Below are 18,697 nucleotides of genomic sequence, written 5' to 3' on the forward strand. Positions count from 1 at the left end.
GCACAAAGGCTCCCGACGTTTGTCGGGGGCCTTTCGCGTGGGCCCGACCGGCGTCAGCGCACACCGGCGGGTTCGGCCGGTTGCGGTTGCGGGGCCGTTGGCCACGTCAGTCGGCGTACGCCGGGGACGAGCGCGGTGCCCGCGCAGGAGGCGACGACCAGCAGGCCGGCGACGGCCAGTGGTACGGGCGCGCCGAACGCGTCGGCGGCCAGCGGCGCCAACGTGTATCCCAGCGGCATGGCGGCCAGCGACACCAGCCAGTCGTACGAGGTGACGCGGGCCAGCACCTCCGGCGCAAAGTGGTGCTGCACGACGGTCTCCCAGACCGGGTTGAGGTAGCCGAGGGCGGTCAGCGCCACCGCGTAGGTGGCGATCACGGCCGGGGCGGGTGCGGCGATGGCGAGCAGGAGCAGCGGCGCGGCGTAGCTGGCCAGCCCGAGGTTGGCCAGCAACACCGGTCGACGCAGGCGGATCCGCCCGGCCAGCAGGGAGCCGGTGAGCATGCCGATCGCGCCGGCCTGCAACAACAGCACCCAGGTCGTCTCGCCGCCGAGGCGGTCGATGGCGACGGCCGGCCCGAGGGTCATCAGCACGGCGGCGGCGCCGTTCCACACCCCGTGCCCGAGCAGGCTGGTCCAGAACCAGTCGCGGGCGCGGACCTCCGCGAAACCGTGGCGCAGGTCGGCGAGCACGGACCGGTGGGGCACCGGCACGTGGCGGATCCGCACCAGCGCGAGCAGGAGGGCGCTCAGCGCGAACGACGCGCCGTCGAGGATGAACGCCCAGCCAGGCCCGGCAGCCCAGATCAGCGCGCCGGCCAACGCCGGGCCGGCGAGACGGCTGGCGTTGGCGGTGATCCCCATCAGGGCGTTGGCCCGCTGCCGGCCCTCTGGTTCGACGGTGCCGGCGACCAGCGGGGACGCGGTCGGCATCGCGAACGCCGACGCGGTGCCGCCGAGGGCGGACGCGACGACGACCGTGGCCAGTGACGGATCGCCGCCAAGCAACTCCATGCCGACCGCGAGTTGGGTCGCGCAGCGGACCAGGTCGGCCAGCAGCGCGACCCGCCGGGCGTCGAACCGGTCGGCGACGACGCCACCGAGGGGTAGTAGCAGCAGCCGGGGCACCATCGCCGCGGCCAGGACGACGGCCAGCGCGCCGGTGGAGCCGGTGGCCCGCAGCACGGCCAGGGCCAGCGCGGTGGGCACCACCGCGTCGCCGACGGCGGAGACGGTCCGGCCCAGGAACAGCAACCGGAACGAACGGGTGCGCAGAGGGTGGGTCATATTCGCAATGTACTTCGACGCCGAACTTTTCGGCAATGAATATTTCGATACTGAGGTAAGCTGGGGCGGTGACCACGACTTCCGACACCGTCGACAGCCACATCGAGCGGTGGCTGCCGGTGGTGCCGCACCTCGACACGGACGTCGAGGGGGCGGTGACCAGGATGATCAAGCTGACCCGGCACCTGCGCTCGGTCAAGGAACGCGTCCTGGTCGAACTCGACCTGCCGGTCCACGAGTACGACACCCTGCACGCCCTGGCCGGCCGCCGCGGCCGAGCGGCACCCTCGGACCTCGCCGCGGATCTCGCGATGGCTCCCGCCTCGATCACCGCGCGGGTGGACGCCCTGCTGCGGCGGGGCTTCGTGCGCCGGATTCCGTCGACAGCCGACCGCCGGCGGGTGGACGTCGAGCTCACCGACGAGGGAGAGGCGGCGTGGCGCGGGGCCATGGAGATCCAGGGCGCGGAGGAGCACCGGCTGCTCGGCGCGCTCACGGCGACCGAGCGGCGACAGCTCGCCGACCTGCTGCGCCGTGTGCTGCTCGTCGCGGAGCAGCCGGCGGCCGACTGAGCGGGCCGTAGGTCAGCCGACACGGCCGACCGAGTCGCTCGCCGAGCAGCCGGCGGCCAACCCGGCGCGCCGGAAAACGCCTGGCGGTCCGCGTACCGCTGATGCGAGGGTGACCGGCGTGACTACGCATGCTCTGGCCGGGGCCCTGGCCGACGACGGACGGCGACGGATCTTCGCGGCGATCGTGCTGGGCGCGACAAGCGCGACGCAGGTCGCCGAGCGGACCGACCTGCCGGCGCGGGTCGTGCTCACCGGGGTCCGCCGGCTCGCCGACGCGGGCCTCGTCACCGACGTGGGCGGCGCACTCGCGGCCGACGAGGCGTCGTTGCGGGCGGCTGCCCGCGACAGCCGCCCGGCCGACGACACCGACCCGGCCGCCGATCCGGTGCTGCGGACCTTCCTGCGCGGGGACGTCCTGGTGGGCCTGCCGGCGCAGCCGAAACGGCGGCGCGTGCTGCTCACGCACATCGCGCAGCGGTCGTTCGAGCCGGGCACCCGCTATCCGGAGCGGGCCGTCGACGAGGCGCTCAAGACGTGGTGCGCGGCGGGCGGGTCGGACCACGCCACGCTGCGTCGGTATCTCGTCGACGAGCGGTTGCTCACCCGCGAGCACGGCATCTACCAGCGGGCCTGATCGTCCACGGCGCAAACCGTCTGGTCGCGGAGGATCTTGCTAGCCTCGGCGCATGACCTCCTGCACGCCCGCCGACGGCCCACCCGATCTGCTGTTCCTGCTCTCCTGGGCCAGTCACGCGTTGCAGACCGAGCATGCCGCGGGGCTGGCCGAGCTGGGTATCTCGCCGCGGGCGCACTACGTGCTGGCGCAGGCTCACACCGGCGAGTTGACCCAGCGGGAGATCGGCGAGCGGTGCGGCGTGGACAAGACCACGATGGTCGTCACGCTCGACCAGTTGGAGCGAGCCGGGCTGGCCGAGCGCCGTCCGGCACCGACGGATCGGCGGGCCCGGCTGGTCGCTGTGACGCCGGCGGGGGAGCAGGTCCTGCACCGGGCACGGCAGGTGGTCCAGCGCATTCAGGACGACCTGCTCGCGACCCTGCCCGAGCAGGACCGGGAGGCGTTCCTGCGGGCCCTGGTGGTCCTGGTGACCGGACCGCTGGCGGCCACCTCCCCGTACGCGCCGGGAGGCCGCTCGGGCTGTTAGTTCCGAGAAAGATAGTTCCGAACAAGACTATCTGCTACGGTCGTACTCGTTCGTTTCCCCTGAACGAGGAGCCGTCATGAGCGCTGCCGCCGTCACGACCCCCACCACCTCCACCCTGCGCCGCCGCGCCCTCGGCGTCGCCGCCGCCGTGGTGGCCGCCCTGGCCATCTGGGCGATCGGCGCGCTGGCCGGAGTCGACTACACCGTCGAGAACCCCGGTCAACCCGCCACCGACATCGGGGCGGGCGCGATCCTCGTGGTCGCCCTGGGCGCCGCCCTGCTCGGGTGGGCGGCGCTGGCACTGCTGGAACGGTTCGCCCCACGGGTCGCCCGGCCGGTCTGGATCTCCCTCGCTGTGGTGGTGACGGTGGTCTCCCTTTTCCCCCTGCTCGGCGTCGAGGCCACCGGCGGCGCCAAGCTGACCCTCGGCGCGACGCACCTGGCCGTGGCGATCCCCCTGATCGCCCTGCTGCCCCGCCCTCGCCGCTGACGGCACCCGGCCCGCTGGGTTGTCGCCGCCCACCCCAGCCCTCCGGGGCGACGGGGTGGGCGCAAACCGTGTGGTCGGGGCACCGCGAGGTTGCTAGCATCGCCGTCATGGCACGAGGTATCTGGTCGCAGAAGGTCCGCTTCGCCCGCTGACGGCGGCGCCCTTCCCTCTGCTGAATCCGCGCTCGCCGTCCCGGTTCCCGCCGGGCGGCCACTGGCTGCTGCCCGGCTCAATCGCGAGCTGCGGAGCACCGTTGACCCTCACACCAAACCCCAAACCCCGAACCCCTCTCCTCGCCCGTCGAGGCCGGCGGCAGCGCGCACGTGCGCGCCACCGGCATCACCGTCACCCGTGGGTCCCGTCGCGTCCTGCGGGATGTGTCGGTCACCGTCTCCGCCCGGTCACGGGTCGCGGTCGTCGGCGAGAACGGTCGCGGCAAGACGACGTTGCTGCACGTCCTCGCCGGGCTGATCACACCGGACGACGGCACCGTGCGGCGGGCCGGCGCGATCGGCCTGGCCCGCCAGGAACTGCCCGCGCGCGACGGCGAGACTGTCGGCACCCTGACGTCCGAGGCGCTGACCGCATCACTGTCGGCCCTCGCGGCGCTGGATGAGGCAGCCTTCGCCGTCGCCACGGGTGATCCGGGCGCCGGGGACCGCTACGCCGCCGCGCTCGACGAGGCCACCCGGCTCGACGCGTGGGACGCCGAACGCCGCGTCGACGTGGCGCTGGAGGCCCTCGACGCCTGCCCGGACCGCGACCGCCCCCTGGCGACGCTGTCGGTCGGCCAGCGCTACCGGGTGCGACTGGCCTGCCTGCTCGGCGTGCGACACGACGTGCTGCTGCTCGACGAGCCCACCAACCACCTCGACGCCGACGGCCTGGACTTCCTGACCCGCCGGCTGCGCGATCACCCCGGCGGCCTCGCCATCGTCAGCCACGACCGGGCGTTGCTGCGCGACGTCGCGGACCGGTTCCTCGACCTCGACCCGACCCGCGACGACACGCCGCGGCTCTACGCCGGGGGGTACGACGCCTGGCAGGACGCGCGGCGTCGCGAGCGGGAGCGCTGGCAGCAGGAGTACGAGGAGCAGCAGGCCGAGCACCGCCGACTACAGGACGCGGTGTCGGCGGCCCGCGACCGGCTCTCCACCGGGTGGCGGCCGGACAAGGGGACCGGCAAACACCAGCGCCAGTCCCGCGCACCGAGCGTCGTGCAGGCTCTCCACCGGCAGCAGGACGCACTCCGGGCGCACCGGATCGACGTACCGGAACCACCGCTGGCGCTGCGGTTCCCGAACCTTGGCGTACGCCCCGGCGCGCCACAGGTATGCGCGCAGGGCGTCGCCGTCGACGGGCGGCTCGCTGGTCCGATCGACCTCACCATCGACGGCGGCGACCGGCTGCTCGTCACCGGACCCAACGGCGCCGGGAAGTCCACACTGCTCGCGGTGCTGGCCGGAGCCCTCGAACCCACCGACGGTCACGCCTGGACGGCGCGGCAGGCCCGCATCGCCCGGCTCAGCCAGGAGACCGCCGAGCAGGCTCCCGAACTCGACGCCGACGAGGTGTACACCCGCCAGGTGGGCTCGCTCGTCGCTCGCGGGGTGCTCTCCGACGCGGACGCCGTACCGCTCGCGGCGCTTGGTCTGCTGGACTCCGCCGCGCTGCGTACACCGGTGGGGCGGATGTCGCAGGGGCAGCGGCGCCGCCTCGACCTGGCGCTGGTGCTGGCCGGGCGGCCCACGCTGATCCTGCTCGACGAGCCGACCAACCACCTGTCGTCGAGGATGGCCGACGAGTTGACCGCCGCGATCCGCGACACGGGCGCGGCCGTCGTCATCGCCACCCACGACCGGCAGCTACTGCGGGACCTGTCCGACTGGCCGCGCCTGCGGATCGGCGAGTCGTCGACACCGGGTGCGCGAGCCCAGGCGACCGGATAAAACCGTTGACCGGGCGGTCATGATCAGCGGGTGACCATGACCGCCCGGTCCGCCTGGGCAACCACCGCTGCCCGGCCCGACCACCCCGACGCCGTGCTGCTGTTGCACGAGTACATGACCGAGATGGTGGTTCGCTACCACCGTCGCCCGGCCCTGCCCGGCGAGGTCGAACGGGCTCTGACCGAGCTGCCCAGCGACGACCTGACCGCGCCCACCGGGCTGCTCCTGCTCGCCCACCGCGGCGACGAGGTGGCCGGCTGCGCCGGGCTGCGCTGGCAGCCCGGCGGGGCGGAGCTGACCCGGGTGTTCGTCCGACCCGCCCATCGGGGCGCGGGTGGCGGCGCCGCGCTGCTGGCCGCCGTCGAGGAGCGGGCCCGCGCGGCCGGGGCGGACCGGATCCGGCTCGACACCCGTGCCGACCTGGTCGAGGCCCGCGCCCTGTACGCCCGGCACGGCTACACCGAGATCCCCGCGTACTCGCACGACCCCTACGCCGAGCACTGGTTCGAGAAGCGGTTGCGGTGAGCGGTTGACGCCGGCCGGCGGATGCGTTAAATAAGAAGAGGAAGTTGAGTCACCCCGGCTCAACTCATCACCTTCGGCCAGGAGAACCGAGGAGGCATGACCATGTTGATGCGTACCGACCCCTTCCGCGAGATCGACCGACTCGCCGAGCAGTTCTTCGGTACGGCAGCCCGCCCCGCGATGATGCACCTGGACGCCTACCGCGACGGCGACCACTTCTACGCGGCGTTCGACCTTCCCGGCGTCGACCCGGACAGCATCGACTGCACCGTGGAGCGCAACGTGCTCACCGTCCGCGCCGAGCGTCGCCGGCCCACCGGCGACGGCGTCGAGCTGGTCGCCGCCGAACGCCCGATGGGCACCTTCACCCGGCGGCTGTTCCTGGGCGACACACTGGACACCGACAAGCTGGAAGCTGGCTACGAGCACGGGGTGCTGACGTTGCGCATCCCGGTCGCCGAGCGCGCCAAGCCGCGCCGCGTGACCATCAGCTCCAACGGCGACGGGCGCCGGCAGATCAACGCCTGATCACGGTGACGGGTGGGTTCGGCGCGCCTGCGCGCTGATCCCACCCGAGGCTGAGAGCCTTTTTCACATGGTGATCTCCGACGCCCCGGTGCCGGTCCGCCCGTCCGCGCCGCCCGCGCTGCCGAGCGGACCGATCGAGGTCACCGAGGCGTGGCTGCGTAACCGGCGGCTGTCCGAGCACACCCGCGACGCCTACCGCCGCGACGTCACCGGCTGGCTGCGCTGGTGTGCCAGCCGCGACCTGGACCCGCTGCGGGTCACGTTCCTGCACGTCAACGAGTACGCCCGGGCGCTGGAGGCCACCATCGGCGCCCGCAGCGGCAGGCCGCTGACCCCGGCCACCGTGGCCCGTCGGCTCTCCGCGCTGTCCAGCTGGTACGACTTCCTCGTCAAGCTCGGCGGCGTGGCGGCCAACCCGGTCTCCGGAGTCGACAGGCCCCGCGTCGACCGGGACCACTCCGCGACCATCGGGCTCACCCCGGAGGAGGTGGACGCGCTGCTCGGCGCCGCCGACGCCGACACCGGCCCGACCGCCGCGCGCAACCGGGCCGCGCTCGCGCTCCTGGCCGACCTGGGCCTGCGGGTCGGGGAGCTGATCTCGCTGGACCTGACCGACCTCGGCACCGAACGCGGGCACCGCAGCGTGCGCTTCGTCGGCAAGGGCGGCAAGCAACGCCGCCGCGCCCTCACCCCCGGCACCGGGTACGCGGTCGACGCCTACCTGGCCCAGCGGGCCGCCGCCACCGGCGTGCCGGTGCCACAGCTGACCGGCCCACTGCTGGTCACCGCCAGCGGCGCCCGACTGGACCGGCACTCGGTGTTCCGGATGGTCCGCCGACTCGCCCGCGCCGCCGGCATCCCGGCCTGGGCGAAGCTGTCCCCGCACTCGCTGCGGCACGCCTTCGCCACCACCGCCCGCTCCGAGGGCGTGCCGCTGGAAGACGTGCAGGACGCGATGGGTCACGCCGACCCGCGCACCACCCGCCGCTACGACCGCGACCGGCACAACCTCGACCGGGACCCGGCGTACGCGGTGTGGGCGGCCCGGTCCCGCCGCCGGGCCTGACCTTCACACGCCCGACGGTGGGGCTGCGCGGTCAGTCGAGAACCGCTGTGGCTTCGACCTCGACGAGCAGATCAGGCTCGCCCAGAGCAGTGACGCCCAGCAGCGTGATGGGCTTGACCGGGTCGACTCCCAGCTTCGCGGCAGCCCGGGCGACACCTTCGCCCAACAGCGGCATCTTGTCGGCAGACCAGTCGACGACGTAGATGGTCAGCTTCGCCACGTCGGCGAAGGACCCGCCGATCTCGGCCAGGGCGGTGCCGATGTTGAGATAGCACTGCTCCACCTGGGCGGCGAAGTCTCCCTCGCCGACCTTGCGCCCGTCGGCGTCGCGGGCCACCTGACCAGCGAGGAAGACCAGCTTGGACCCGGTCGCGATCGACAACTGACGGTAGACGTCCGGCTTGGGCAACCCATCGGGGTTGACGAGAGTGATGGCCATGCGGGCTCCTTCGGTGGTTGCGCCGAGACGTCTCAGCTCTGGGGGCGGGGGCAGATGCAGAACGGCTGGCCGATCGGGTCGAGGAGCACCACCCACCTGTCGCCGCCGGGCTGGAAATCCGGCTTGGACGCGCCCGCGGCGACGAACCTGTCCGTCGCCGCCGCGAGGTCGTCGACATAGAGATCGAGGTGGTAGCGCTTGCTGCCGGCGGGGTCGGGCCAGGCCGGCGGCTGGTAGCCCTCGACCAGACCGAAACCGATGGAGACGGCCCCGGAGCTGATCATCGCGTACTCGGCGTTGCTGTGGGTGATCTCCCAACCGAGTGCCTCGTGATAGAACGCGGCGTGGCCGGCGGGGTCGGAACTGTCGAGGTTGACCATGGCGAGGTCGGCGGAAGCTGTCACGTCGGCAGTATGGGGCGCGGGTCCGACAGGAACCCTCCCGCGACACCCGCCCCGGTCAAACGTCGTACCGGGCTCGGACGGTCAGGGGGCGGCGAGGGGCCAGAGCGTCACGCGGGCGGTGCCGTCGCGGCAGATGAGACCGCTGCCGACCCACCGGCAGTCGGTCAGCCCCGCCGGGAGCACCGCCGACACCCGATGTCCGTCGCGTCCCACCGTCGCGACCAGGGTGCGTTTCCCGTCCGCCGCCAACCCCAGCACCACCAGGGGTTCCGTGGGCACCCGGGAGCCCGGCACCGTGCGCCAGCGTGCCCCGTCCGGCCACGTCCAGCGCCGCGCCCCGGTGCCCGCCTCGATCGCCCAGCGGCCCCGCTCGTCCTGCCCGCAGACCAGGCCCTGGCAGGGCCGCAGGGTCAGCTCACCCGGCTCGACCGGCAGCCGCCACCGCGGCGTCAGGCCGGGCAGGTCGTACCCGGTCAGCGCCGGCCCGCCGCCGCTGGGGTGGCGCAGCACCAGGTGCTCGCCGACGACCTGGGGGTTGTCCGGGCCGTAGTCGGCCGGCGGAAGCTGTCCCCGCCCCCGTTCCGTGCCGTCGCGGGCGTCGAGCAGCCGGGCCAGCCCGTCGTCCTGCACCAGCAGCAACCGCCCGGGCAGCGCCCGCAGCACCGCCGTGGAGGGCACCGGGACCGACCAGCGGGTCGCGCCGGTCGCCGGATCGACACCGTGCACCGCGCCCTCGACCCGCCGTCCCGGCTCGGAGGCACTGCGCACCTCGCTCACCGCGACCGGCGCGTCTCCGGCCGCGTACACCCGCTCGCGTCGCCCCCACACAAGCTGGCCGGTCCGCATCGACCGCGCGGTGGTCACCCGCGCCCCGCGCGTCTGGTCGCGTTCGACGAGCAGCAGCAGCTCGCCGGCGACCTCGGCGAACCACCCGGCGGCGGACTGCACGGTGACCCGCCACCGGGGTGGGCCGTTCGGCGCGGCCGAGTCGTAGGCGCTCAGCGTCGGCGGGTTCGTGCCGGGGTCGACGACGAGCAGCAGCGGCCCCGCGCCGAGCACTGTCGCCCCGGCGGGCACCGTCGGCCCGACCCGGGGCGTCAGGTGCGCGGGCCCGGTCGCGCCGCCGAGCAGGGCGCACGCCACCAGTAGCAGCGCCACCCGCCACCGGCGCGACACCGGCGGCGGTGGCCCGCGCTCGTCCAGGGGTGCGCCCCGGTCGTCACCCAGCTCGATCAGCACCGACATGGCTCCTGCCCGCGCTCGCCCCGGCCGCTCAGCAGAGCAGCTCCAGGTGGTGGTGGGCGTCCTCGGCGATCTCCTCGTGCCGCAGCCAGCGCCGCGCCCACAGCCGGGCCGCCAACTCCGCCCGCTCGTCACCCCACGCGGCGTGCTCGACGAGCAGCGCGGTGCTCAGCGCGTACGCCAGGCGCAGCGCCAGGCCACGGGCACCGGCCTGCACCGCCGCGGCACTCGGATCGGCGGTGACCGCGGCGATGGTGTCGCCCAGCTGCGCGGCGGCGGCGGCCAGGGTGTCGGCAAGCGTCGGCGACAGCGGTCGGGCCAGGTCGACGGCGGCGGCGAGCCGGCGCAGCACCGGCGCCCCGGCGTCCTCCCGGGTCAACGCGCGCAGCACGTCCAGGGCCAGCACGTTCGTGGTGCCCTCCCAGATCGGCAGCACCTGCGCGTCGCGCAGCAGCCGGGGCACGCCGGTGTCCTCCACGTAACCGGCCCCGCCGAAACTCTCCACGTACTCGCTGGCGGAGCTGACGGCGAGCCGGCCGGTGGCCAGCTTCGCCAGCGGCGCCACGATGCGCAGCTCCGCCGCGGCCTGCGGGTCGGCGCCCACCTCGACCCGCCCGAGCAGCGCGAACGCGTGCCCGGCGAGGGCGAACGCGCCCGCCGCGTCGACCGCGAGGGTGCCCAGGGTGGCCCGGTGCAGCGGCGAGGACGCCAGCGGCCCGCCGGCGACGTGCCGCACCTCGGCGTAGGCGCGGGCGTAGTCCAGCCCGCGGCGCATCCCACCTGCCGCCGCGGCGGCGTTGTGCACCCGGGTCACCACGACCAGGGTCATCGCCCGCACCAGGCCGGGCACCGCCGGATCACCCAGCGGAAGCGCGTACGCGTCGTGCAGACCGATCTCGGCGGTGGGCAGCGCGCGGGTGCCGAGCTTGTCCTTGAGGCGGTGCACGGTGACACCCGACGCGGGCGCGCCCGGCGCCTCGCCGATGCTCAACGGCGAGTCGGCCGCGTAGCGGGGGACCAGGAACGGTGCGAGCACCCGGCTGCCCCGCCCGGCGCCCTCCGGTCGGGCCAGCGCCACCGCCATCGCCGCGTCGGCGGCGGAACAGAACCACTTCTCCCCGGTCAGCCGCCAGGAGCCGTCCGCCGCGGGTCGGCCAATGGTGCTGGAACGGCCCAGGTCGGAGCCGCCCTGCGCCTCGGTCATCCACTGCCCGCTGGTGATCGCGGTGGCCGGGTCCGTGGAGATCAGCCGGGGCAGCCATGCGTCGCGGACCCCGGCGTCCACGTCGGGGGTGCTGAGCAGCGCCGCCGCCCCGTCGGCCATCGCCACCGGGCAGGAGAACGTCGCCGACTCCGGCCCGTACAGGTGCAGCAGGGCGTGCTGCACGACCCGCGCGGCGGCGCCCCAGGTGCCGCGGGCGTCCGGAAGGTAGGGCAGCGCGACCACGGCGTGTCGGGCGGCGGCGGCGCGCTGCGCCTGCCAGCCGGCGGAGGTGTCGATCCGGTCGATCCGAGCGCCCCACGGGTCGTAGCGGACCAGCGTCGGCGGGTGCGCCTCCGCGTCGGCGTGCGCCGCGCGCAGCGGCCCGGTGACGTCGGCGGCCAGGTCGGCGAGGCGGCCCTTCGCGGTGGCGTGCCCGGCTGGGCCCAGGTGGCGCTCCAGCCAGGACCGCAGCAGGCCGTCACCGGCGTACGGATCGACGGGAGGTGGTGGCGGCTGCACGAAGCGGCTCATCGATCGGCTCCTGGCACTGCTCGGGGGTGTGCGCCGACCGTAGACGATCCGTGGCCGGTCCGAACAGGGCAGTCACCTGTCGCTGATTTCCGACTTGTCACACTTCAGTGCGATCGTGTTCTCTACGGTCGGTAGTCGTGGGTGCCGGCCAGTCGTGGAGCCGACCGGCCCGGCGCAACCGCCCGATGCGCACCGGGCTCGCGTTCGCCGGGTTCGGCGTGGCGCTGTGCTGCGTCGGGGTGGCCGGGCTGGCCGCCTGGAACCTGCAGACCGTCCGGCAGGCCGCCGGCCCGATCCGGGAAACCGCCGACGACTTCCTCAGCGAGGTGGCACTGGGCGACAGCGACCGGGCGTACGAGCGGCTCTGCGCCGACGCCCGCAGCCGGTGGAGCGCGATCGGCTTCACCAGTTGGGTGCGGACACCGCCGATGGTCACCGACTACGAGATCACCGACGTGTCGGTGGCCACCCGCAGCGGACGCCCGCACGGGACGGTGACGGTGAAGGTGACCCGCGACGGCGGGCGCAGCGAGGAACGCCGCCTACCGGTGGTCCGCGAGGACGGGGACTGGCGGGTGTGCGGTGACCCCTTCTGAGTCACCCGCCACCACCCCGCTACGTCCGCAGTTGTTGCGCCCGCGCGAAGGAGTGCAACCGACCACCTCGACGGAGCTCTTCTTCGACCTGGTCTTCATCTTCACCATCACCCAGCTGTCGCACTACCTGATCGCCCACCCAGATTGGCGGGGTGCCGCGCGTACCGCGCTGTTGTTGGCCCTGGTCTGGTTCGTCTGGGTCTACACCACCTGGCTGACCAACTGGTTGCAACCGGATCAGGGGCCGGTGCGCACGGTGCTGATCGGCGTGGCGTTGGGCAGCCTGTCGTTGTCGGCGGCGATCCCGCAGGCGTTCGCCGGCACCGGCCTGCTCTTCGCGGTGATCTACGTTGCCGTGCAGCTGGGACGCACCGTGTTCGCGTTGTGGGCGGTACGGGGCAGCCCGTGGCTGGTTGCCGGGTTCCAACAGTCGCTGCCGTGGATCACCGGGACGTCGGTGCTCGTGGTGCTCGGCGGCCTGGCCGCCGGGGTTGCCCGGGAGACGCTGTGGGCGGCGGTGATCGTGATCGAGGTCGTCGGACTGCTGATCGGTTACCCGCTGCCGGGGCGGGGTCGCAGCCGCCCGGAACGGTGGATGGTGGAGGGTGGGCATCTGGCCGAACGGTGCGCCGCGTTCGTCCTGATCGCGTTGGGTGAGTCGATCCTGGTCACCGGCAGCACCCTCACGTCGCACGTGGACCTGGTGACGTCGGGGGCGTTCCTGCTGGCGTTCGCCGGTTCGGTGGCGCTGTGGTGGGTGTACTTCGCCCGGTCGGCCCCGGCCGCGACCGAGGTCATCGCGGGGGCGGGGGAGCGCACCGGCGCGTTGAGCCGGGTCGCGTTCAACTACCTGCACCCGGTGATCGTCGCCGGCGTGATCGTCGTGTCCGCCGGCGACGAGTCGCTGCTACGCGAGCCCGGCGCGCCCGCCACCACCGTCGCCGCACTGTTCGTCCTGGGCGGGCCGGCGTTGTTCCTGGCCGGGCACGGCGCGTACCAGGCGCTGCTGTGGCGACACCTGCCGACCAGCCGGATCACGGCGGTGCTGGTGCTGCTCGCGCTGATGCCGGTCGCTGTGGGGCTGGGCCTGCCCGTCGCGGTGTGCGCCGCGCTGGCGCTGGCGGTGACCGTCGCCGTGATCGTGGCCGACCGGTCCCGGGTGCAGCGGGGTGTGCGGTGACCGGCTCGGGGCCGAACAGCCGTCCGCTGCACCCGCAGTTGCTGCGCCCGCGTCGCGGGGTGGAGCGGACCACCTCCACCGAGCTGTTCTTCGACCTGGTCTACGTCTTCACCATCACCCAGTTGTCGCACTACCTGAGCGACGACCTCGGCTGGCCGGGCGCCGGCCGGACCGCCGTCCTGCTGGGCCTGGTGTGGTTGGTCTGGATCTACACCGTGTGGGCGGGCAACTGGTTACACCCGGATCGGACCCCGGTGCGGGTCACCCTGCTGCTGGCGTCGCTGGGCTGCCTGCTGCTCGCCGCGGCGCTGCCTGGCGCCTTCGGCGACAACGGCATGCTCTTCGCCGCGGCCTACGCGGCGGTGCAGGTGGGGCGGACGGTCTTCGCCATGTGGGCGATCCGCGGGCAACCCGGGCTGGGTGACAGTTTCCGCCAGTGCGTCGTCTGGGTTACCGCCACCAGCACGCTCGCGGTCGTCGGCGCGCTGGTGGACACCCCGGCCCGGGAGGTGATCTGGATCGCGGTGATCGGCGTCGACGCCATCGGGCTGGCGACCGGGTTTCCGGTGCCCGGGTTGGGGCGCAGCACCCCCGAGCACTGGGAGGTGGAGGGCGGGCACCTGGCCGAACGCTGCCAGGCGTTCATCCTCATCGCGCTGGGAGAGTCGATCCTGATCACCGGACGGACGCTGACGCAGCAGCTGGACCGGGTGACGATCGCCGCCTTCCTGCTCGCCTTCGCGGGCTCGGCGGCCCTGTGGTGGGTGTACTTCGACCGGGCCCAGGCCGCCATGCTGGCACTGGCCGGGGCGGGCCGGCGGGCCGGCCGGCTCTCGCGGTTGGTGTTCAACTACCTGCACCCGGTGATGGTGGCCGGCATCGTCGTCACGGCGGTCGGCGACGAGCTCCTGCTGCACGCTCCCGGTGAACCGGTCGGCTGGGCGACCGCTCTGGTCGTGCTGGGCGGTCCCGCGCTGTTCCTGGCCGGGCACGCCGCGTACCAGTTCGCGCTCGGCGACGGCGGGAGCGTCGCCCGGGCCGCCGCGACTGTGCTGTTGCTCGCGCTGAGCGTGCCGGCGGTCGCGCTGCGGGTGACACTCGCGGTGGCTGCCTCGGCCGCGCTGCTGATCACCGGCGCGGTGATCGTGGCCGACTGGGTGTCGTCGCGGCGGGCCGCTCAGTCGCGGGGGCCGAGGTCGCCGCTGCGGTAGTGCCGGCGGCACAGCACCTGGTAGCGCACCTCGGCCGTGTCCACGGTGTCGCCGATGACGACCTGAGCGCCCTCGCGGACCACCCGCCCGTCGACCACGCGGGCGTTGAGCAGCCCCTCCCGGCCGCACCAGCAGAGCACCTCGACCTGGATGCGGGCCACCTCGTCGGCCAACTCGAACAGCCGCTGCGCGGCGGGGAACAGCTGCGAGCGGAAGTCGGTGGCCAGGCCGAACGCGAACACGTCCACGTCGTAGCTGTCGACCAACTCGGCCATCTGCTCGACGTGCTCGACGGTGTAGAAGCACGCCTCGTCGCAGATCAGGTAGTCGACGCGTACCCCGTCGGCCCACCGGCCGCGCACCAGGGCCCGCAGGTCCAGGTCGTCGGTGACCTCGATGGCCTCGTGGGCCAGGCCGATGCGGGTGGTGACCTGCGGCCCCAACGACCTGTCGATGCGGGTGGTGACCAGCCCACGACGGCCCTGCCGGGCGTGGTTGTAGTTCATCTGCAACGCCATCGTCGACTTGCCGCAGTCCATCGGCCCCCAGAAGAACTTCAACGCCGCGGCGTGCACCGGCCGCCCGTCGAGCCCACGCGCGGCCGCGCACCCGGCCGGTGCGTGCGGCTGGCCGGGGAACGGGTGAGCCAGGCAGGTCGGAGCGGTGGCGGCGTCGTCTGTCACGGTCGGGCAGCCTAGCCGATCGGCCGAGGCTGATCTGTCGGGCGCAGGACGCGTGCTCAGAGCACCCGCGGTGGTGTGTTGCCCGCGGCGACGATGGCACGGCGGATCGGCACGGCGGCCAGGAGCAGGAAGCCGACCACGAAGAAGATCAGCAGTGAGACCAGGCCCACCCGGTAGGAGGCGGTGAGCTGGAACACCAGGCCGAAGGCGAGCGGGCCGAGCCAGCTGGTGCCCTTGTCGCTGATCTCGTAGAAGCCGTAGTACTCGCCTTCCTTGCCGACCGGGATGAGCTGGCTGAACAGCGACCGGCTCAACGCCTGGCTGCCGCCGAGGACCAGGCCGATGCTCGCGCCGAGGATCATGAACGGCACCGGCGCCTCGGCGGGCAGCCGGAACGCGCCGATGATCACAGCGGTCCAGAGCACCAGGCTGAGCAGCACGGTCTTCCACGCGCCGATGCGCCTGGCCAACGCGCCGAGGCTCAGCGCGCCACCGAAGGCGAGGAACTGCACCAGCAGGATCGTGATGATCAGGGTGCTCTGCTCCAGGCGCAGCTCCTCGGTGCCGTACTGGCTGGACAGGGTGATGACGGTCTGGATGCCGTCGTTGTAGACCAGGAAGGCGAGCAGGAAGAACAACGTCAACGGGTACGCCTTGATCTCCCGCATGGTCCGGCCGAGCTGACGGAACCCGTCGGTGACCACGTTGCCGCCGCCACCGGCCAGGGCCGCCGCGCTGGGGTGCTCGCGCATCCAGCGCAGCGGCACCAGCGTGAACACCGCCCACCACACCCCGGCGGACACGATCGACCAGCGGGCCAGGTCCAGGGTGCGTTGCGGGTTGTCCCCCTCGTCGAGCAGGGTGATCGCGACGAGGTTGAGCGCCAGCAGCAGACCACCACCGAGATAGCCGATCGCCCAGCCGCGGCTGGAGATGCCGTCGCGTTCGTCGGGGCCGCCGAGCTGCGGCAGGAACGAGTGGTAGACCACGACCGCCGCGCCGAAGGAGATGTTGGCGACCAGGAACAACGCCCCACCGAGCAGGTAGCGGTCGCCGGTGACGAAGGCCATCGCGATGGTCGCGCCGGCACCGGTGAACGCGGCCCCGCCGAGCAGCCGCTTCTTGTGCGCCGACCGGTCGGCGATCGCCCCGATGACCGGCAGCACGAACACGGTGAGAAACACCGACAGCGAGATCAGGTACGGGTAGTAGGACCCGGCCGCGACCCGGATGCCCAGCGGGTGCACGTACCCGTCGCAGGTGTCCGCGCCCAACTCGCAGCCGGCGGCCAGCTCGGCGACGGTGGTCAGGAACGGACCGAGGAACACGGTGATCACCGTGGTCTGGAACGCGGAGTTCGCCCAGTCGTAGATGTACCAGCCCCTGCGCTCGCGGCGGGTGCTCGACGCGGGCGGGGTGTCGTCCACCGTGGGCGTCACGGTCTCGGCCATCCGGGGGTCCTTCGACGGATCAGGCGGCCCAGTGGCCGCGGCTGCGGTAGACGTCGCGCAGCACGCCGACGTGATCGGTCATGATGCCATCCACGCCACGATCCAGTAAGTCGTGCATCTGGGCGGGTTCGTCGATCGTCCAGACGTGCACCTGAAGGCCGAGCCGGTGGCAGTAGTCGAGGAATCGGCGGTCCACCACCGGCACCCGCCCGTAGTGCGGTGGCACCTGCGCGGCGACCACCGACGGGGGCAGCCGCAGCGGCCGCCCGTGCAGGGACGCGAGCCGCAGCCGGGCGACCCCGCGCATGCCGAGGCTGGTCGCCACCCGCCCCTGCGTGAGCGCGCGTAGCCGGGTCAGGCGGGCGTCGCTGAACGACGCGAGCAACACGCGGTCTCCGGCGCCGGCCCGGGTCACCGTCGCGACCGCCGGTTCGACGCCGCCGTCGGCCTTCACGTCGATGTTGAAGCGGACCTGCGGCCAGGCGCCCAGCACCTCGTCGAGCCGGGGTACGACGGCGGCGCCGCCGACGCGTACCGAGGCGAGGTCGGCCCAGTTCAGCTCGGCGATGCGCCCCGCCTCGCCGGTGACCCGTCGCAACGTCGGGTCGTGGAAGACCACCGCCACGCCGTCCGCGGTGGCGTGCACGTCGGTCTCCACGTACCGGTAGCCGAGCCCGATGGCGCGGGCGAACGCCTCGGCGGTGTTCTCGTCGCCCTCGGCGGCGCCGCCACGGTGGGCGAACGCCAGCGGCGCGGGCGCGTCCAGGTAGCCGAATCGGGTCAACACGCGACGCAGTATGCCCCCGGTCGGTGGCCGGCGGGTGGCCGGCCGGCGTCTGTCGCCCGCCCGCGCCGCCCCGCGGGGCGTCAGCCGCAGATCAGGTCGTCCAGCAGGGTCATCTGCCGCTGGATGACCGCCACCGCCGGACCCGGGTCAGCCAGCTCGGTGGCCAGGTACAGGACCGTCGAGCGGCGCCCGTCCGGGCTGACCGCGGCGAGGGTGCTCATCCCGGGCATGGAGCCGACGTGCGCCCAGGAGCCGCCGCACCGGTTGGGTATCCACATGATCCCCAGCCCGTAACGGATGCCCGGTCGGATGCCCTGGAACCCGTCGGCCAGCACGGTCCGGTGCAGTTCGGCCAGCTGTGCCGGCCGCAGGAGCTGACCGCGGCCGACCGCCTGCCAGAAGCGGGCCAGGTCGCTGGGGGTGCTGACCAGGCCGCCGGCCGAGGCCGTCACCGTTGGGTTGAACACGGTCGTGTCGACCAGTTCCCCGCCGGGCGCGAACTGCCGGTACCCGTTGGCGTGCGGGCGAGGCAGGGTCGGCTGGTCACCCGGGTAGAACGTGTGGGTCAGGCGCAGCGGCAGCAGGATCCGGGAACGCACCTCGGTGTGCCACAGGTGTCCGGTGACGCGTTCGACGAGCATCCCGGCCAGCAGGTAGTTGGTGTTCGAGTAGCTCCAACCGGTGCCGGCGGCGAACAGCGGCGCGTGCCGCATCGCGGTCGCCACCTGCTGCGCCTCGGTGTAGTGGTCGAAGCGGTGCGCCAGGAACTCGTCGGCCGATCGCAGGGCGGCGAGGTCGCCGGTGGGATCGTAGAGGCCGCTGGTGTGTTGCAGGAGCTGGCGAACGCTGACGTACCGGCCGTCGTTGCCGCTGCCGGTGACGACGCCGGGCAGCCAGCGTTCGATCGGGTCGTCCAGTCGGATCCGGCCCTCGCCGACGAGTTGGAGCACCACCACCGATACGAACGTCTTCGTGGTACTGCCGATCCGGAAGTACCCGTTGACGGGCATCGGCGCCCCGGTGTCCAGGTCGGCCACACCGCTGCGCGCGGCGGTCACCCGGCCCGCGTCGCGGACCAGGCCCTGCGTCCCGGACACGCCCAGGCCGTGCAGGTCGTCGAGGCCGCCTTGGAGCACCGTGGCCGTGGACCGGTGATCCGGGGTGGGCGGCGTGGCTGACCCGGCCGCCGGGCCGAGCGGGGTGGCCAGCACCGCCGCCACTGTCGCGGCCACCACGACCGCGCGCCACCGCGCCACCTTCCGGCCTGCGAAAACCACGCTCATCTGAGGGCTCCCTTCGGGACGATGTCTGCCCCCAAACGCTACGAAGAACCTCGATGTCCGCACCAACCGGAAAACCCCGGGTACGACGCGGGGGTTTGCCCCCAGCA

20 protein-coding genes are annotated in these 18,697 nt (G+C 73.3%); 11 read left to right on the forward strand and 9 right to left on the reverse strand.

Translation table 11 applies throughout. The annotated features are described in order from the left end of the window. Positions 1-53: 53 nt before the first annotated feature. Positions 54-1,286: an MFS transporter gene (locus tag ACGFIQ_RS30605; protein WP_393248964.1), complete on the reverse strand. Its 1,233-nt coding sequence runs from the start codon at positions 1,284-1,286 to the stop codon at positions 54-56. 68 nt (positions 1,287-1,354) lie between these two features. Between ACGFIQ_RS30605 and ACGFIQ_RS30610 the strand changes: the two genes are divergently transcribed. From ACGFIQ_RS30610 to ACGFIQ_RS30645, 8 genes are all read left to right on the forward strand, one after another. Continuing rightward, positions 1,355-1,858 carry a MarR family winged helix-turn-helix transcriptional regulator gene (locus ACGFIQ_RS30610; RefSeq protein WP_393248965.1) on the forward strand — a complete coding sequence of 168 codons (504 nt, stop codon included), beginning with the start codon at positions 1,355-1,357 and terminating at the stop codon, positions 1,856-1,858. 118 nt (positions 1,859-1,976) lie between these two features. Continuing rightward, positions 1,977-2,492, forward strand: coding sequence for a DUF2087 domain-containing protein (locus tag ACGFIQ_RS30615; protein WP_393248966.1), 516 nt, complete (start codon positions 1,977-1,979; stop codon positions 2,490-2,492). A 52-nt stretch (positions 2,493-2,544) separates the two neighbouring features. Then, positions 2,545-3,021: a MarR family winged helix-turn-helix transcriptional regulator gene (locus ACGFIQ_RS30620; protein ID WP_393248967.1), complete on the forward strand. Its 477-nt coding sequence runs from the start codon at positions 2,545-2,547 to the stop codon at positions 3,019-3,021. A 76-nt stretch (positions 3,022-3,097) separates the two neighbouring features. Then, positions 3,098-3,511 (forward strand): DUF6069 family protein, encoded by a 414-nt coding sequence (locus tag ACGFIQ_RS30625; RefSeq protein ID WP_393248968.1) that lies wholly within the window; start codon positions 3,098-3,100, stop codon positions 3,509-3,511. Between the two features lie 323 nt (positions 3,512-3,834). Beyond that, positions 3,835-5,460, forward strand: a complete 1,626-nt coding sequence (locus tag ACGFIQ_RS30630; RefSeq protein WP_393248969.1) for an ABC-F family ATP-binding cassette domain-containing protein — start codon at positions 3,835-3,837, stop codon at positions 5,458-5,460. 36 nt (positions 5,461-5,496) lie between these two features. Next, positions 5,497-5,985: a GNAT family N-acetyltransferase gene (locus ACGFIQ_RS30635; RefSeq protein ID WP_393249038.1), complete on the forward strand. Its 489-nt coding sequence runs from the start codon at positions 5,497-5,499 to the stop codon at positions 5,983-5,985. A gap of 102 nt (positions 5,986-6,087) precedes the next feature. Beyond that, positions 6,088-6,513, forward strand: coding sequence for an Hsp20/alpha crystallin family protein (locus ACGFIQ_RS30640; protein WP_393249039.1), 426 nt, complete (start codon positions 6,088-6,090; stop codon positions 6,511-6,513). A gap of 67 nt (positions 6,514-6,580) precedes the next feature. After that, positions 6,581-7,579 carry a tyrosine-type recombinase/integrase gene (locus ACGFIQ_RS30645; protein WP_393248970.1) on the forward strand — a complete coding sequence of 333 codons (999 nt, stop codon included), beginning with the start codon at positions 6,581-6,583 and terminating at the stop codon, positions 7,577-7,579. 31 nt (positions 7,580-7,610) lie between these two features. On the opposite strand, the gene ACGFIQ_RS30650 is transcribed toward ACGFIQ_RS30645, so the two are convergent. From ACGFIQ_RS30650 to ACGFIQ_RS30665, 4 genes are all read right to left on the reverse strand, one after another. Next, complete coding sequence (locus ACGFIQ_RS30650) at positions 7,611-8,018, reverse strand: RidA family protein (protein ID WP_357067471.1); 408 nt, start codon at positions 8,016-8,018, stop codon at positions 7,611-7,613. Positions 8,019-8,050: 32 nt separating this feature from the next. Beyond that, positions 8,051-8,422 carry a VOC family protein gene (locus ACGFIQ_RS30655; RefSeq protein WP_393248971.1) on the reverse strand — a complete coding sequence of 124 codons (372 nt, stop codon included), beginning with the start codon at positions 8,420-8,422 and terminating at the stop codon, positions 8,051-8,053. A gap of 81 nt (positions 8,423-8,503) precedes the next feature. After that, the gene (locus ACGFIQ_RS30660) at positions 8,504-9,667 is read right to left on the reverse strand and encodes a PQQ-binding-like beta-propeller repeat protein (protein ID WP_393248972.1); all 1,164 of its coding nucleotides are present in this window, start codon (positions 9,665-9,667) and stop codon (positions 8,504-8,506) included. A gap of 28 nt (positions 9,668-9,695) precedes the next feature. Further along, positions 9,696-11,399: an acyl-CoA dehydrogenase family protein gene (locus tag ACGFIQ_RS30665; RefSeq protein WP_393248973.1), complete on the reverse strand. Its 1,704-nt coding sequence runs from the start codon at positions 11,397-11,399 to the stop codon at positions 9,696-9,698. Between the two features lie 137 nt (positions 11,400-11,536). Between ACGFIQ_RS30665 and ACGFIQ_RS30670 the strand changes: the two genes are divergently transcribed. The 3 genes from ACGFIQ_RS30670 to ACGFIQ_RS30680 are packed head-to-tail and all read left to right on the forward strand — an operon-like array spanning position 11,537 to position 14,386. Beyond that, positions 11,537-11,995 carry a hypothetical protein gene (locus ACGFIQ_RS30670; RefSeq protein ID WP_393248974.1) on the forward strand — a complete coding sequence of 153 codons (459 nt, stop codon included), beginning with the start codon at positions 11,537-11,539 and terminating at the stop codon, positions 11,993-11,995. Continuing rightward, the gene (locus ACGFIQ_RS30675) at positions 11,982-13,175 is read left to right on the forward strand and encodes a low temperature requirement protein A (protein ID WP_393248975.1); all 1,194 of its coding nucleotides are present in this window, start codon (positions 11,982-11,984) and stop codon (positions 13,173-13,175) included. The genes ACGFIQ_RS30670 and ACGFIQ_RS30675 overlap by 14 nt, the downstream gene beginning before the upstream one ends. After that, on the forward strand, positions 13,172-14,386 hold the full coding sequence (locus ACGFIQ_RS30680) for a low temperature requirement protein A (protein ID WP_393248976.1): 1,215 nt from the start codon (positions 13,172-13,174) through the stop codon (positions 14,384-14,386). The genes ACGFIQ_RS30675 and ACGFIQ_RS30680 overlap by 4 nt, the downstream gene beginning before the upstream one ends. Here ACGFIQ_RS30680 and ACGFIQ_RS30685 read toward each other — a convergent pair. The 4 genes from ACGFIQ_RS30685 to ACGFIQ_RS30700 form a co-directional block, all read right to left on the reverse strand. Beyond that, complete coding sequence (locus ACGFIQ_RS30685) at positions 14,353-15,069, reverse strand: thymidine kinase (RefSeq protein WP_110566938.1); 717 nt, start codon at positions 15,067-15,069, stop codon at positions 14,353-14,355. The two genes, ACGFIQ_RS30680 and ACGFIQ_RS30685, sit on opposite strands and share 34 nt — an antisense overlap. A 56-nt stretch (positions 15,070-15,125) precedes the next feature. Beyond that, complete coding sequence (locus ACGFIQ_RS30690) at positions 15,126-16,520, reverse strand: MFS transporter (RefSeq protein ID WP_393248977.1); 1,395 nt, start codon at positions 16,518-16,520, stop codon at positions 15,126-15,128. 19 nt (positions 16,521-16,539) lie between these two features. Then, positions 16,540-17,307, reverse strand: a complete 768-nt coding sequence (locus ACGFIQ_RS30695; RefSeq protein WP_393248978.1) for a glycerophosphodiester phosphodiesterase — start codon at positions 17,305-17,307, stop codon at positions 16,540-16,542. An 80-nt stretch (positions 17,308-17,387) separates the two neighbouring features. Next, positions 17,388-18,590: a serine hydrolase domain-containing protein gene (locus ACGFIQ_RS30700; protein WP_393248979.1), complete on the reverse strand. Its 1,203-nt coding sequence runs from the start codon at positions 18,588-18,590 to the stop codon at positions 17,388-17,390. Positions 18,591-18,697 lie beyond the last annotated feature (107 nt).

Origin of the sequence: Micromonospora sp. NPDC048898, assembly GCF_043198035.1 — a bacterium.
Classification (GTDB): domain Bacteria; phylum Actinomycetota; class Actinomycetes; order Mycobacteriales; family Micromonosporaceae; genus Micromonospora.

Bases quoted from the DNA above. Each gene is read 5' to 3' on its own strand.
- ACGFIQ_RS30605 (WP_393248964.1), bottom strand. From the start codon at position 1,286: ATGACCCACCCTCTGCGCACCCGTTCGTTCCGGTTGCTGTTCCTGGGC.
- ACGFIQ_RS30620 (WP_393248967.1), top strand. From the start codon at position 2,545: ATGACCTCCTGCACGCCCGCCGACGGCCCACCCGATCTGCTGTTCCTG.
- ACGFIQ_RS30625 (WP_393248968.1), top strand. From the start codon at position 3,098: ATGAGCGCTGCCGCCGTCACGACCCCCACCACCTCCACCCTGCGCCGC.
- ACGFIQ_RS30635 (WP_393249038.1), top strand. From the start codon at position 5,497: ATGACCGCCCGGTCCGCCTGGGCAACCACCGCTGCCCGGCCCGACCAC.
- ACGFIQ_RS30640 (WP_393249039.1), top strand. From the start codon at position 6,088: ATGTTGATGCGTACCGACCCCTTCCGCGAGATCGACCGACTCGCCGAG.
- ACGFIQ_RS30645 (WP_393248970.1), top strand. From the start codon at position 6,581: ATGGTGATCTCCGACGCCCCGGTGCCGGTCCGCCCGTCCGCGCCGCCC.
- ACGFIQ_RS30650 (WP_357067471.1), bottom strand. From the start codon at position 8,018: ATGGCCATCACTCTCGTCAACCCCGATGGGTTGCCCAAGCCGGACGTC.
- ACGFIQ_RS30660 (WP_393248972.1), bottom strand. From the start codon at position 9,667: ATGTCGGTGCTGATCGAGCTGGGTGACGACCGGGGCGCACCCCTGGAC.
- ACGFIQ_RS30665 (WP_393248973.1), bottom strand. From the start codon at position 11,399: ATGAGCCGCTTCGTGCAGCCGCCACCACCTCCCGTCGATCCGTACGCC.
- ACGFIQ_RS30690 (WP_393248977.1), bottom strand. From the start codon at position 16,520: ATGGCCGAGACCGTGACGCCCACGGTGGACGACACCCCGCCCGCGTCG.
- ACGFIQ_RS30700 (WP_393248979.1), bottom strand. From the start codon at position 18,590: ATGAGCGTGGTTTTCGCAGGCCGGAAGGTGGCGCGGTGGCGCGCGGTC.